This window comes from Pseudomonas sp. BJa5 (assembly GCF_030272875.2).
Lineage (GTDB): Bacteria > Pseudomonadota > Gammaproteobacteria > Pseudomonadales > Pseudomonadaceae > Aquipseudomonas.
On the sequence record NZ_JALRNG020000031.1, the window covers coordinates 21,353 to 35,530 of the forward strand.

The 14,178-nt window shown below is 55.4% G+C and carries 14 protein-coding genes and 1 tRNA gene; 10 read left to right on the forward strand and 5 right to left on the reverse strand.

Annotated elements, in window-relative coordinates:
* The first annotated feature begins 112 nt into the window (after positions 1-112).
* The 9 genes from thrS to M2D63_RS17810 all read left to right on the forward strand — a co-directional run bounded on the left by thrS (position 113) and on the right by M2D63_RS17810 (position 7,591).
* Positions 113-2,035 (forward strand): threonine--tRNA ligase, encoded by a 1,923-nt coding sequence (gene thrS, locus M2D63_RS17770; RefSeq protein WP_285864257.1) that lies wholly within the window; start codon positions 113-115, stop codon positions 2,033-2,035.
* Complete coding sequence (infC, locus tag M2D63_RS17775) at positions 2,035-2,586, forward strand: translation initiation factor IF-3 (RefSeq protein WP_285864321.1); 552 nt, start codon at positions 2,035-2,037, stop codon at positions 2,584-2,586. The genes thrS and infC overlap by 1 nt, the downstream gene beginning before the upstream one ends.
* Before the next feature lie 60 nt (positions 2,587-2,646).
* The gene (gene rpmI / locus M2D63_RS17780; protein ID WP_009394045.1) at positions 2,647-2,841 is read left to right on the forward strand and encodes a 50S ribosomal protein L35; all 195 of its coding nucleotides are present in this window, start codon (positions 2,647-2,649) and stop codon (positions 2,839-2,841) included.
* A 28-nt stretch (positions 2,842-2,869) separates the two neighbouring features.
* Positions 2,870-3,226: a 50S ribosomal protein L20 gene (gene rplT / locus M2D63_RS17785; protein ID WP_095159233.1), complete on the forward strand. Its 357-nt coding sequence runs from the start codon at positions 2,870-2,872 to the stop codon at positions 3,224-3,226.
* 107 nt (positions 3,227-3,333) lie between these two features.
* Positions 3,334-4,350 (forward strand): phenylalanine--tRNA ligase subunit alpha, encoded by a 1,017-nt coding sequence (pheS, locus tag M2D63_RS17790; RefSeq protein WP_285864259.1) that lies wholly within the window; start codon positions 3,334-3,336, stop codon positions 4,348-4,350.
* Between the two features lie 35 nt (positions 4,351-4,385).
* Positions 4,386-6,761: a phenylalanine--tRNA ligase subunit beta gene (pheT, locus tag M2D63_RS17795; protein ID WP_285864260.1), complete on the forward strand. Its 2,376-nt coding sequence runs from the start codon at positions 4,386-4,388 to the stop codon at positions 6,759-6,761.
* Between the two features lie 3 nt (positions 6,762-6,764).
* The gene (gene ihfA / locus M2D63_RS17800) at positions 6,765-7,067 is read left to right on the forward strand and encodes an integration host factor subunit alpha (protein ID WP_002553164.1); all 303 of its coding nucleotides are present in this window, start codon (positions 6,765-6,767) and stop codon (positions 7,065-7,067) included.
* Complete coding sequence (locus M2D63_RS17805) at positions 7,048-7,404, forward strand: MerR family transcriptional regulator (protein WP_010222411.1); 357 nt, start codon at positions 7,048-7,050, stop codon at positions 7,402-7,404. Before ihfA ends, M2D63_RS17805 begins: the two co-directional genes overlap by 20 nt.
* Positions 7,405-7,514: 110 nt before the next feature.
* Positions 7,515-7,591: transfer RNA gene (locus M2D63_RS17810), tRNA-Pro, on the forward strand.
* Between the two features lie 82 nt (positions 7,592-7,673).
* Here the strand turns inward: M2D63_RS17810 and M2D63_RS17815 are convergent.
* From M2D63_RS17815 to M2D63_RS17835, 5 genes are all read right to left on the reverse strand, one after another.
* On the reverse strand, positions 7,674-8,411 hold the full coding sequence (locus M2D63_RS17815; protein WP_285864261.1) for a hypothetical protein: 738 nt from the start codon (positions 8,409-8,411) through the stop codon (positions 7,674-7,676).
* Position 8,412: 1 nt separating this feature from the next.
* Positions 8,413-9,165: a hypothetical protein gene (locus M2D63_RS17820; protein ID WP_285864262.1), complete on the reverse strand. Its 753-nt coding sequence runs from the start codon at positions 9,163-9,165 to the stop codon at positions 8,413-8,415.
* On the reverse strand, positions 9,162-11,069 hold the full coding sequence (locus tag M2D63_RS17825; RefSeq protein ID WP_285864264.1) for a hypothetical protein: 1,908 nt from the start codon (positions 11,067-11,069) through the stop codon (positions 9,162-9,164). The genes M2D63_RS17820 and M2D63_RS17825 overlap by 4 nt, the downstream gene beginning before the upstream one ends.
* 103 nt (positions 11,070-11,172) lie before the next feature.
* Complete coding sequence (locus tag M2D63_RS17830; protein ID WP_285864266.1) at positions 11,173-11,394, reverse strand: hypothetical protein; 222 nt, start codon at positions 11,392-11,394, stop codon at positions 11,173-11,175.
* A 478-nt stretch (positions 11,395-11,872) separates the two neighbouring features.
* Positions 11,873-12,334: a very short patch repair endonuclease gene (locus tag M2D63_RS17835; RefSeq protein WP_285864268.1), complete on the reverse strand. Its 462-nt coding sequence runs from the start codon at positions 12,332-12,334 to the stop codon at positions 11,873-11,875.
* Between M2D63_RS17835 and M2D63_RS17840 the strand changes: the two genes are divergently transcribed.
* On the forward strand, positions 12,333-14,018 hold the full coding sequence (locus M2D63_RS17840) for a DNA cytosine methyltransferase (protein ID WP_285864269.1): 1,686 nt from the start codon (positions 12,333-12,335) through the stop codon (positions 14,016-14,018). The genes M2D63_RS17835 and M2D63_RS17840 overlap by 2 nt on opposite strands.
* Positions 14,019-14,178: the final 160 nt, after the last annotated feature.

The following is a 14,178-nucleotide window of genomic DNA, read 5'->3' on the forward strand; positions in this document are numbered from 1 at the left end:
TCTGTCACTGTGAGGCAGGCTTTGCATCGGCAAAGACAGGGACGGATCGCGTACTGGCTCATCCCAACCCACGTGACCTTTGGTAGGGGTCACCACTAGGAGAGGAGGCGCCATGCCCGTTATTACTCTTCCCGATGGCAGTCAACGTACGTTCGACAAGGCCGTATCCGTAGCCGAAGTCGCCGCATCCATTGGTGCGGGCCTCGCCAAGGCCACCCTGGCCGGCAAGGTCGACGGCAAGCTGGTCGACGCTTGCGACCTGATCGAGCACGACGCTCGCCTGCAAATCATCACGCCCAAGGACGAAGAGGGGCTGGAGATCATCCGTCACTCGTGCGCCCACCTGGTCGGCCACGCGGTCAAGCAGCTGTACCCGACCGCGAAAATGGTCATCGGTCCGGTCATCGACGAAGGCTTCTATTACGACATCGCCTACGAGCGTCCTTTCACCCCGGACGACATGGCGGCGATCGAGCAGCGCATGCAGCAGCTGATCGACACCGATTACGATGTCATCAAGAAAGTCACCCCGCGCGCCGAGGTGATCGAAGTGTTCAAGGCCCGTGGCGAAGACTACAAGCTGCGCCTGGTCGAGGACATGCCGGATGAACAGGCCATGGGCCTGTACTACCACGAAGAATACGTCGACATGTGCCGCGGTCCGCACGTGCCGAACACCCGTTTCCTCAAGTCGTTCAAGCTGACCAAGCTGTCCGGCGCCTACTGGCGCGGCGATGCCAAGAACGAGCAGCTGCAGCGCGTCTACGGCACCGCCTGGGCCGACAAGAAGCAGCTGGCTGCCTACATCCAGCGCATCGAAGAAGCGGAAAAGCGCGACCACCGCAAGATCGGCAAGCGCCTGGGCCTGTTCCACCTCCAGGAAGAAGCGCCGGGCATGGTGTTCTGGCACCCCAACGGCTGGACCCTGTACCAGGTACTGGAACAGTACATGCGTAAGGTCCAGCGCGAGAACGGCTACCTCGAGATCAAGACGCCTCAGGTTGTCGACCGTTCGCTGTGGGAAAAGTCTGGCCACTGGGCCAACTACGCCGACAACATGTTCACCACCCAGTCGGAAAACCGCGACTACGCCATCAAGCCGATGAACTGCCCGTGCCACGTGCAGGTGTTCAACCAGGGCCTGAAGAGCTACCGCGAGCTGCCGCTGCGCCTGGCCGAGTTCGGTGCCTGCCACCGTAACGAGCCGTCCGGTGCCCTGCACGGCATCATGCGCGTGCGTGGTTTCACCCAGGACGACGCGCACATCTTCTGCACCGAAGAGCAGATGCAGTCCGAATCCGCTGCCTTCATCAAGCTGACCATGGATGTCTACGCCGACTTCGGCTTCAAGGACATCGAAATGAAGCTGTCCACCCGCCCTGAAAAGCGCGTGGGTTCCGATGAGCTGTGGGATCGCGCCGAAGCCGCCCTGGCTGCCGCGCTCGACAGCGCCGGCCTGCCGTACGACCTGCAACCGGGCGAGGGCGCCTTCTACGGTCCGAAGATCGAGTTCTCGCTCAAGGACTGCCTGGGCCGCGTCTGGCAGTGCGGTACCCTGCAGCTGGACTTCAACCTGCCGATCCGCCTGGGCGCCGAGTTCGTCTCCGAAGACAACGGCCGCAAGCATCCGGTGATGCTGCACCGTGCCATCCTCGGTTCGTTCGAGCGTTTCGTCGGAATCCTGATCGAGCACTACGAAGGTGCATTCCCGGCCTGGCTGGCGCCAACCCAGGCGGTGGTGATGAATATCACCGACAAACAGGCCGAATTCGCCCTTGAGGTTGAAAAAACTCTCAACGAAAGCGGATTCCGTGCCAAGTCCGACTTGAGAAATGAGAAGATCGGCTTTAAAATCCGCGAGCATACCTTGCTCAAGGTCCCTTACCTTTTGGTTATAGGGGACCGTGAGGTCGAAACGCAAACCGTCGCCGTACGTACCCGAGAAGGCGCAGACCTTGGCTCGATGCCGGTCGCCCAGTTCGCGGACTTCCTTGCGCAGTCGGTTTCCCGGCGTGGTCGCCAAGAATCGGAGTAATTACCATTAAGCGTGAAATGAGAAACGATAAACGAACTGCACCGAAAGCCCCGATCAACGAGAATATCTCGGCACGCGAGGTTCGGTTAATTGGCGCTGACGGCGAGCAGATTGGCATCGTCTCGATTGATGAAGCGCTTCGTATCGCTGAAGAAGCGAAGCTGGATCTGGTAGAGATCTCTGCAGACGCGGTACCGCCCGTCTGCAAGGTCATGGACTACGGCAAGCACCTCTTCGAGAAGAAGAAGCAGGCTAACGAAGCCAAGAAGAACCAGAAGCAGATCCAGATTAAAGAAATCAAGTTTCGTCCAGGGACGGAGGAAGGGGATTACCAGGTAAAACTACGCAACCTGGTACGTTTCCTTAGTGATGGGGACAAGGCCAAGATCTCTCTGAGATTCCGTGGCCGTGAGATGGCTCACCAGGAGCTGGGCATGGAGCTGTTGAAGCGGGTTGAAGCTGACCTCGCCGAATACGGCACCGTTGAGCAGCATCCGAAGATGGAAGGACGCCAGCTTATGATGGTCATCGCCCCCAAGAAAAAGAAATAACCACCAGGGCACGGCAGGCCTTGCGGTTATGTTTATCCACTGAATGCGGAGTATCCGAACATGCCAAAAATGAAAACCAAAAGCGGTGCAGCGAAGCGTTTCTTGAAAACCGCTTCGGGCTTCAAGCACAAGCACGCTTTCAAGAGCCACATCCTGACCAAAATGTCGACCAAGCGTAAGCGTCAACTGCGTGGTAGCAGCCTGCTGCACCCGTCTGACGTTGCAAAAGTCGAGCGCATGCTGCGCGTACGTTAATTTCGGTCAAAGATAGAGGAAGTTACTCATGGCTCGTGTAAAGCGTGGCGTCATCGCTCGTAAGCGTCACAAGAAAATTCTGAAACTGGCTAAAGGCTACTACGGCGCACGCTCGCGCGTATTCCGTGTTGCCAAGCAAGCGGTCATCAAGGCAGGCCAATACGCCTACCGCGACCGTCGCCAGAAAAAACGTCAGTTCCGCGCTCTGTGGATCGCTCGTATCAACGCTGGTGCGCGTATCAACGGTCTGTCCTACAGCCGCCTGATCGCTGGCCTGAAAAAAGCGTCGATCGAAATCGACCGTAAAGTTCTGGCTGATCTGGCAGTGAACGAAAAAGCGGCGTTTGCTGCGATTGTCGAGAAAGCTAAAGCCGTCCTGGCTTAAGTACCCGCGACAATCATTCGCTGCCGTTCGCGGCAGCGAATGTTAAACGTCATCGATAGGGGAAGAGCCTGTAAGCTCTTCCCCTATTTCGTATCTGGAGTCTGTACATGGAAAACCTGGATGCGCTGGTCTCTCAAGCCCTGGAGGCCGTGGAGCGCGCTGAAGACATCAATGCCCTGGAACAGATCCGGGTTCAATTCCTTGGCAAGAAGGGCGAACTGACCCAGGTGATGAAGACCCTGGGCAACCTGCCTGCCGACGAGCGGCCAAAGGTTGGCGCGCTGATCAACGACGCCAAGGAACGCGTCACCGAGGTGCTCAACGCACGCAAGGCGGCTTTCGAAGAAGCCGAGCTCAGCGCTCGCCTGGCCGCCGAATGCATTGATGTGACCCTGCCAGGCCGTGGCCAGACGACCGGTGGCCTGCACCCGATCACCCGCACCCTGGAACGCATCGAACAGTTCTTCACCCACATCGGCTACGGCATCGCCGAAGGCCCTGAGGTCGAAGACGACTACCACAACTTCGAAGCGCTCAACATTCCCGGCCACCACCCGGCCCGGGCAATGCACGACACTTTCTATTTCAATGCCAACATGCTGCTGCGTACCCACACCTCGCCGGTGCAGGTGCGGACCATGGAGTCCAGCCAGCCGCCGATCCGCATTGTCTGCCCGGGCCGCGTCTACCGCTGCGACTCGGATATCACCCACTCGCCGATGTTCCACCAGGTCGAAGGCCTGCTGATCGATCGTGGGATCAATTTCGCCGACCTCAAAGGCACCATCGAAGAATTCCTGCGGGTGTTCTTCGAAAAGGAACTGGCGGTGCGTTTCCGTCCGTCCTTCTTCCCCTTCACCGAACCTTCGGCTGAAGTCGACATCCAGTGCGTGATGTGCAGCGGCAAAGGCTGCCGCGTGTGCAAGCAGACCGGCTGGCTGGAAGTCATGGGCTGCGGCATGGTTCACCCGAACGTGCTGCGCATGTCCGGCATCGACCCTGAGGAATACCAGGGCTTCGCCTTCGGCATGGGCGCCGAGCGCCTGGCCATGTTGCGCTATGGCGTCAACGATTTACGTCTGTTCTTCGACAACGACTTGCGGTTCCTCGCGCAGTTTCGCTAGGTCCGCACCCGTAACGCATCTTTCAGGAGAACAGCATGAAATTCAGTGAAAAGTGGCTGCGCGGTTGGGTCAACCCGCAGGCAAACCGTGACGAGCTGGTCGCTCGTCTGTCCATGGCCGGCCTCGAAGTCGACAGCGTCACCCCGGCCGCCGGTCAATTCAGCGGCATCGTCGTCGGTGAGGTGCTGAGCACCGAACAGCACCCTGATGCCGACAAACTGCGCGTGTGCCAGGTCAGCAACGGCAGCGAGACCTTCCAGGTCGTGTGCGGCGCGCCCAACGTGCGCCCTGGCCTGAAGATCCCGTTCGCCATGATCGGCGCCGAACTGCCGGGCGACTTCAAGATCAAGAAAGCCAAACTGCGTGGCGTTGAGTCCAACGGCATGCTGTGCTCGGCTGCAGAGCTGCAGATCAGCGAAGAAAACGACGGCCTGCTGGAACTGGCCGCCGACGCTCCGGTGGGCGAAGACATCCGCACCTACCTGGAGCTGGACGACGCCAGCATCGAGATCGGCCTGACCCCGAACCGCGGCGACTGCCTGTCCATTGCAGGCCTTGCCCGTGACGTCGGCGCCCTGTACGACGCCCCGGTCACCCGCGTGACCGTGCCGGCCGTTGCTGCCGCCCATGACGAAGTGCGTTCGGTCGAAGTCTCGGCCCCGGCGGCGTGCCCACGTTACCTGGGCCGCGTCATCCGCAACGTCGACCTGTCGCGCCCGACCCCGCTGTGGATGGTCGAGCGCCTGCGTCGCTCCGACGTGCGCAGCATCGACGCTGCCGTCGACATCACCAACTACGTGATGCTCGAGCTGGGTCAGCCGATGCACGCCTTCGACCTCGCCGAAATCAACGGCGGCATCCGCGTGCGCATGGCCGAGGAGGGCGAGAAGCTCGTACTGCTCGACGGCCAGGAAGTCACCCTGCGTCCCGACACCCTGGTCATCGCCGACCACAGCCGCGCCCTGGCCATTGCCGGCGTGATGGGTGGTGAGCACAGCGGCGTGTCCGCCACCACCCGCGACCTGTTCCTCGAAAGCGCCTTCTTCGAGCCGATTTCGGTTGCCGGTAAAGCCCGTTCCTACGGTCTGCACACCGATGCCTCGCACCGCTACGAGCGTGGCGTCGACTCGCAGCTGGCCCGCGAAGCCATGGAGCGCGCCACTGGCCTGCTGCTGGAAATCGTCGGCGGCGAAGCCGGCCCGATCATCGACGTGTCGAGCGAAGCCGACCTGCCGAACGTCGCGCCGATCACCCTGCGTGCCGAGCGCCTGACCCAGATGCTGGGCATGGAAATGGCCAGCGCCGAAGTCGAGCAACTGCTCAACGGCCTGGGCCTGAAAACCACCGCCGGTGAAGGCCAGTGGCAGGTCGAAGTACCAAGCCATCGCTTCGACATCAGCCTGGAAGTCGACCTGATCGAAGAACTGGCCCGCCTGTACGGCTACAACCGCCTGCCGGTCCGTTACCCGCAAGCGCGCCTGGCCCCGCAGGCCAAGGCCGAAGCCCGTGGCGAGCTGCCGGAGCTGCGTCGCCTGCTGGTCGCCCGTGGTTACCAGGAAGCCATCACCTACAGCTTCATCGATCCGAAATTGTTCGAACTGTTCAGCCCGGGCATCGAGCCGCTGCTGCTGGCCAACCCGATCTCCAACGACATGGCCGCCATGCGTGCCTCGCTGTGGCCGGGCCTGGTCAAGGCGCTGCAACACAACCTCAACCGCCAGCAAGACCGCGTGCGCCTGTTCGAAAGCGGCCTGCGCTTCGTCGGCCAACTGGGCGACCTCAAGCAACAGCCTATGCTCGCCGGCGTCGTCTGCGGCAGCCGCCTGCCGGAAGGCTGGGCCAACGGCCGTGACGGCATCGACTTCTTCGACGCCAAAGCCGACGTTGAAGCCGTACTGGGCTACGCCGGCTCCCTGGCCGAATTCACCTTCGTCCCAGGCAAACACCCGGCGCTGCACCCGGGCCAGACCGCGCGCATCGAGCGTGACGGCCGCGAAGTCGGCTACCTGGGCGCCATCCACCCGGAACTGGCCAAGACCCTGGGCCTGGACCGTCCGGTCTACGTCTTCGAACTGGTCCTGGGCGAAGTGGTCGAAGGCCGCCTGCCGAAGTTCAGCGAACTGTCGAAATTCCCGGAAGTACGTCGTGACCTGGCCTTAGTCGCAGGACGTGATGTAGCTTCGAGTTCGGTGCTTGAAGTAATTCGTGACAATGCAGGTGAATGGCTGACAGACCTCAGACTGTTTGACGTTTACCAGGGTAAAGGCATTGATCCTGATAGAAAAAGCCTGGCAGTCGGCTTGACCTGGCAGCATCCATCGCGCACTCTTAATGACGAAGAGGTGAACACCGCGACACAAAACATCCTCACCTCGCTCGAACAAAGGTTGAACACCACGTTAAGGAAATAGCGTATGGGTGCTCTGACGAAAGCTGAGATGGCCGAACGGCTGTACGAGGAGCTGGGCCTGAACAAACGCGAGGCCAAGGAATTGGTCGAGCTGTTTTTTGAGGAAATCAGGCACGCTCTTGAAGACAACGAGCAGGTCAAATTGTCCGGTTTCGGCAATTTCGACCTGCGTGACAAGCGCCAGCGGCCGGGCCGCAACCCCAAGACCGGGGAAGAAATCCCGATCACGGCGCGTCGAGTCGTCACCTTTCGTCCGGGGCAAAAGTTGAAAGCCCGAGTTGAGGCCTATGCTGGAACCAAGTCATAACGACGAGCTTCCGCCGATCCCAGGCAAACGGTACTTCACCATTGGTGAAGTGAGCGAGCTTTGTGCGGTAAAACCGCATGTGCTGCGCTACTGGGAGCAGGAGTTCCCGCAACTCAACCCGGTCAAGCGCCGCGGCAACCGGCGGTACTATCAGCGCCAGGACGTGCTGATGATCCGCCAGATCCGCGCGCTGCTGTACGACCAGGGCTTCACCATCGGCGGGGCGCGCCTGCGCCTCTCCGGCGATGAAGCCAAGGATGACACTACCCAGTACAAGCAGCTGATTCGGCAGATGATTGTCGAGTTGGAGGATGTTTTGGTGGTGTTGAAGAAATAGCCTGAAACCGGGTGGTTGGAATTTTTGGAAAAAATGCTTCCATAATTCAAAAGGTTAGGGTACATTCTTCAACGTTCTCAGCAACAACGAGAACATGCTTCAAGCCCAGTCGGGGCGTAGCGCAGCCCGGTAGCGCACTTGCATGGGGTGCAAGGGGTCGAGTGTTCGAATCACTCCGTCCCGACCATTATTTAACAAAGAGGCCCAGTCGGTGACGACTGGGCTTTTTTGTTTTGAGATCTTTTGATCGAGCGAACCTCGGACTAGTTTTATGCTGAAAGGGGAACAAATTTCCTGAAGTCATTTGGAAGCATTTGTGCGAGTGCATCCCAGCTCAAATCTTCAATGTCGTAAGTCAGCGCAAGCTGATCAAGGACTGTGGATAGGCGTCTAGGAGCTCCTGCCCCTTTACCGCCACTACCTTTCTTCAGTGCGCCTTGTTCTTCATCAAAGTAAAGCTTGGTTACTAAAGTCATAATCCCAGGGCTGAGAACAATCCACTGTCTAGACATCATCTGCTCAAAAACTTCACCTGTTTTGTTTACAGGGGTCCCAAGCACAGCTTTTAAACGGTCAGGGTCATCTCGGTGGGCTCGATAGGCTAACCAAAGAGGCGCCATTTTTTGACGATATACTTTTCGCCAATTTCCCGGTTCAAAGATCCATAAAGCATGCTCGCCAATCTGGCCTTTCGTTCCGATAAATTTATGGGCAAATCGTAAAGTTAACCAACTCCAAAAACCTTGGTCGGTTTCGAGAGATTCCTCTTTTAGACCGGCTGCTTTGATTGCTCGGTCGATCGCTTTCGCCAACTGCAGTTTTGTCTCGAAGGCCTCGGAGGCAAAAAGATCTGCTGGTATTGGACTCCCCCTAAGTTCGTTGAAAGTCGAACTCATCAGTAGCTGCTGAGGGATAGGGGTATTAGGTGTCTGACGAATTTGGTCCAACCAAATGCGCATTTGATCAATGCCTTGTGGAGTCAAAGCTAACAACTGTAACGTTTCCATTTTAATCCTCCTGATTTATGAAGTTTGCGAGACGGTTGCGAAGTTTCTTTTCTCTACAGAAGGCTATTGTGGCTTTTTGAGCCCAGTCGTCTATCTCTTGATGGGTGCTGTTACTTGGTGGAATATATCCGGCCCATCTTTTTCCCAAACTCAGCCAGGTACTAAGGTCTTCCTCGTCATCGGCTGATCCTTCTTGCTCGTGAGCTAAGTTTATTAAGATTGCCCGGATCACTCCTGGTAGAATGGCGTGTAGTACTGGGCTTGACTTTAAGTCGTTCTTTGATCCAAGACTGGTGTCTAGTAGCAGTGTTGGGATTTCTCCCATTTCTAACTCCCAGATCCCCCCGCTCAAGTCTTGCATAATTATTGGTAGCAGCGAGCGCTGAGGTGTATTGCTATCTTCCCGATCTGTGGTATCAACCCCTTCGGCTGTGGCGAGAAGCTGGCAAGAGTCCGGGTCGACAACAAGGATCCGGAAACGAATATCGTCAGGGTCGCCCATAGCTGAAATGTCGAAGTTAGAGCTGGCGCCTTCTTCGGTAAAGGCTTGCCCAGCATGACCCCAGCTGTGTCGCAGACGGATTACTCTACCACGCTGTGCCTCGACAATCACGGATGCGTCGGGCCTTATGTCATACTCACCTAACCATAGGTGGACATTGCAGATTGAAGAGCATCCATCGAAGTTTATGCTGATTCTCACATCCTCTTTAAGGATTTTTTCACGACCGGTGAAGTTGAAACGTCGACTCATTCTACTTCCTCCTCACCTTCCTCTGCGGAATTTTCCGGGGAGGTCGATTTTATTTTCATTACTAGGTCACGGTTCAAATCTGCCGATCGAAAAATAATCTTGAATTCTGGGGTTTTAGCTACAACTACTAAACTCCCTGCGCTGCCGTGCTCGATCGTAACGTTTTCAGCTGTTACTTGAAATTTGCTGTTTTTGTCAATGCCTTTTTGGGCCGCTTGAAATAAATCGAAATCATATTTCGAGTGAGCTTTGAATGGGTTGCGGCCATACAGGTCGTAGGCGGCATGAATTTCGAATCTATAGCCATCTGGGTTAACAAAACCGTCGGGGTTGCCGGTCAAGTGTACTTCATCTTCAGTTTTTCTAAGGCTCCAAGATCTAGGTTTCGGAGCTGGTATATTGTGCTCCTCTTGAGATGACTCCTTCTTATTTTCTTTTTTCCGATTGCTTGATCGTTCACTGGCTTCTGGCTGTAGTGAGCCTTCATCCGAGGGTAAAGGAAGTAGTTCAGCTAACAGGCTGTGATCTGGCGTACCATTTTCGATTGAGAGTTTTTCCAGTAGCCTGTGTGCGCTCTCGCGGACAAAAGGAATCAGTTTGTTAGATGATTTATAGTTTTGCTCTCTGAATTTGTCGCGAGATGCTTTCCAGTCCGTGTGAGCTGGGCACTCTGAACGTCTGAGCGCATCGGCAATTGCATTTCTCGATACATGTATTAGCGAGGATGTCTCTGGTGTTTTCCTTCGGGTTGGCTGATTAGGAATGATCAACCCATCTCGGACGTACACAGGGTAGTGTCGCCCAGACTTTTTCATTATTAGGACGTCAAATGTGGCATTGGAAGAGCTATTCTGGGATCGCGAGATCGTCATTGGTACTTTGAAATGCACTATTCGACCATGGTCCAATGCAGACTCTATGTCTTGGGGAAGGAGATTGGTCTTATAGCTTGCCCAGTCATAGTCCATTTGCTCCGAGCCAGATTCATGAGTAACGGTCACCTCCAGTGGCGTTGTCTCATTCAGGCGTAACAGGTTGCAAGCAAGCTGAATAGAGTCTTGAAATTGTTCATCTCCAGGTGCCGATTGTTTAAGTGCCTCATAGCTGCTTGAGTCAAAGCGGACAAAGTTGTCGTTGTCGTTATCTCGCAGCTCGACTACTAAGTCACCCTCGAGGATTGGGATGAAGTACTCTCGAGCAATGACGGCTGCTAAGCGATCAATTGTCAAGTATTTTTCATATACCCAAGGAATCACTACGCCTAAGCCAGGCTCATTCTCTCGGGTAAGTCTGAAGTCCTTTTTCAAGCGATTGGTAACGGAGTCGCTGGTAAATGGGGTTTGTAGTTCCCCTTCATGACGGCTAAACCATCCATCAGGAGTGTATCGAGTCCCATTTACTTCGTGGTGGCGCAGAATGGACTGACCCATGAGATGCAGCCCAGGTTCAGATGCGCGGCGAGTAACAGCAAAAAAAGAGCGAATACGGCTCGAGCGTGGAATTACTATTTTCCCGACGCCCCAGCTCCCACGATCCCCGTCTTTCTTGTTGGATACACCCTCAGCCCTGAAGAAATGATAGAAGTTCCCCCCGGTCTCGGGAGACGCTGAGTCAATTTCTCCCTCCAGCCCCTTGGTACCGAAATCTTCTATGGCAAGGTATGCGCAATCTTCCGCTTCCCAATTTGGCAAGCTAGATAGGCGGATCTCTTTTGCCGAAAAGTGGGCCTGTACGTCTTTACAGAACCAGAAGCTGGTTTCCTGAGCCGCAAGTTTACCCAATGAAAGGACTACCCTGACCGGAGCTTTACCTAGGCGAGCATCTAAAGAGTTTTGGATTGTCTCGCGAATTAGCGCATGTTCAATCCCCTCGATGGATTGGTCTTGGAAAAACTCATCTTGCATGGGGTCTCGCGCTTTAGCTCCTAACGGTTGCTTTAGGAAGCTCCACTTCGGCTGCTCGGTCATCCTGAACCTCTCAAAAGGAAAATTAAAATCGAAAAATCTCTTACAGTTTAAAGTCGCCGGACGACGCGCCTTCTGCTTCGGAAAAGCGAGACTTAGCTTGGTCCAGTTCTTTCTGCAGAGCCTTAAAAATTTTCTTCACATCCTCCTCTGTGAAGCTGTAGGCGTTTCGATTGGAAAGGTTTCCGATCAGCCGTATGTCATTCAGGGCTCTGTTTGCTCTCTGCTCGGCAAGGCGTACGAATTTTTCGCGCTTTTCTTCCATTTTTTTTCTCTAACGTTTCGTGGTTTTCGCAAATATTTAGTAAATATTTAGCCAATATTTGAAGAATGTCAATGGGGTTGTGATGGCTTTTTGCTTTCCTCGGCTTGGTAGGGCTGCACGTGGGGGGGGCGCGGAATCTTGCGGCCTTTGGAGGGCATTGGGTGAGGGGTTGCGTTGCGCGGCTTGCGCTCGGTGACCGGCAATTCGTCGGTTTTCATCCCTCAGCCCATTAGGGTAAGGATGCGCAGGCAAGGGCGACTAGATGCTAAGCTTGCGCTTGGCTCTGCAGGCTCAATTTGTAGGTATAGGTTGACAGGGGGACAAAACGCGACCGAACTTTCTCGATGCGGTCAATGATTTCACCGAGGATTGGCACCGGATGAGCGTATCGTTCTGCTTGAGGAGGTAAGGGCTGTCAGTAATAATTGTAGGTGGGGTGGCTCACATTGATTGGCGCTATCATTCGATGAGCTGGGGGCTAAGGATCTTCTTCCGGTGCATCCAAGTTCGGCCATGAGACAAATTTTTGATTACAATCCCCCAACGTTTCCAGTAGCCAACCCAGATCCGTTTTCGGAGAGCATATCCCGCATTCCCATAGCTCGAAGACACGCCATCCTTGATGCTGTAGCTCTTGTCGATTTTTTAGGTCTCGCGCGACATTTTGAGCGAATTTGTTCTTCCAAAAATCCTCTCGGGTCTTAGGTGTGGTTGCAAACCTGCAGCCCGGATGACGGTGCCAGAAGCAGCCATGAACGAAGATACAGACGCGGTGGCGGGCTAGCACCACATCGGGTTTGCCTGGGAGATTTTTTTGGTGCAAGCGATATCTGAAGCCATGGCGATGCAGAAACCGTCGGACCTTCATTTCCGGGTTAGTATTGCTGCCGCGAATACTGGCCATCATGCGAGACCTGATTTCTTTACTGACTATGTCCATGACTGAACCCCAGATGAATTTGCCCCTTGGGCAAGACAAAGCTTTTGAAAGCGATGTGATGCTTTCTAAGCCTATCCAGATTGTCGATCTTTTCGCAGGCCCTGGGGGGCTTGGTGAAGGCTTTGCCTCCTCGGGGAAAGGAACTCGGTACGAAATCGTGGTTTCTGCTGAGATGGATCCCGTGGCTAGAGAGACTCTGCGGCTGAGAGCGTTTTACAGGCTTCTCAAGCTGAAAAAACCGGAGCGCCTAGTGGATTACTATGCTTTCTGCAACGGCCAGGCTGAAACTCCTTATACGGAAGGAAGCAAAGCACAATGGCATGAAGCCGATGCAGAGGCTCGTTGCATAACGCTGGGGTCTGAAAAGGGTGACGCAGAGCTGGATGAAATTCTCGATCAGAGGCTTGATCGCACGCGGCCTTGGGTGCTCATCGGCGGGCCGCCGTGCCAGGCATACTCGATTGTCGGCCGGGCACGCAACCAAGCCAAGGCAGATTACAGCCCAGAGAATGACCATCGCCATTTTCTCTACAAGGAGTATCTCAGGATCATCAAAGAGAGAAAGCCAACCGTTTTCGTAATGGAAAACGTCAAGGGCATTCTTTCTTCGAAGGTGGGTGGCGAAAGCATTTTCTCCCAGATACTCCAAGATCTTACGGACCCTAACAAGGCGCTCGGCGACCCTGAGCCTGGCATCAAGTATCGCGTCTGCTCCTTGGTTACCGGGCAGTCCTACGGTCCGGGGGAGGACGTCGATGAGGTTGATCCTCGGGGCTTCATCATCAAGGCAGAGGATCATGGTATCCCTCAAGCTCGGCATCGAGTGATTCTGCTCGGTATCGCCCTGGACGAAGAAGGGAACATTCCTGAGCATGGCTGGATCCCACTGATTCAGGATCAGGTGAGTGTGAAACAGGTCTTGGAAGAGCTTCCCAAGCTGAGAAGTCGTTTGACCAAGCAAGCTGATGGAAATGAAGCCTGGTACACGGAGGTGGCCAATCAGCTCGACGACTTGAGGGCTGAGGTCGATAGCCGAACCGAGCCCAAGCTTGCATTCGAGATGGACATAATTCGCAGCGGTTTGTTGTCGGCGCCCGTTGATGTAGGTGCTCTCCGTGTACCTCGTCGAAAGGGTGACGGTTGCACTGGTGATGTGGCCCTCGACAGGTGGTACCGCGATGACAGTCTTGAATACTGGTTGAACCATGATGCGCGCGGCCATATGCCATCAGACTTGCGTAGGTACATGTTCGCAAGCGTCTACGCCAGAGCCTACAAGACATCGCCAAAAGGGCATCAGCAATTCACGCTCTCAGGGCTTGCGCCAGCGCACAAGAACTGGGAAAGCGGTAAGTTCAGTGACCGATTCAGGGTTCAATTGGAACACCTGCCGGCTACGACGATTACCAGCCACATTTCCAAGGACGGGCACTACTTTATTCACTATGACCCAAAGCAGTGCCGTAGTCTGACTGTTCGTGAAGCTGCTCGGCTTCAGACGTTCCCGGACAACTATTTCTTCCAGGGAAACAGGACTCAGCAATTTCACCAGGTAGGTAACGCAGTTCCACCACTGTTGGCACACAAGATTGCTTCGGTGGTACATGCTGTGATTTGCGAAAAGACCTTGGGTGCTGAAGGCTATCAACGTGCAGAAGTCGAGGCTGAGAGGGCTCTTGGCTGATCGTTGGCTCGTTGAGTCGCCCCAGTAGTGGTGCACTCGCTTGGTTCGTACCTGCTGCAGATCTGCATGAGCTGTGGCAGGAAGATCTTGGTCCTTGCGAGTGTAACGTCCATACTCTGATACCAGTGAGCATTTCCAGGCAGTACGCCAATACTGCAAG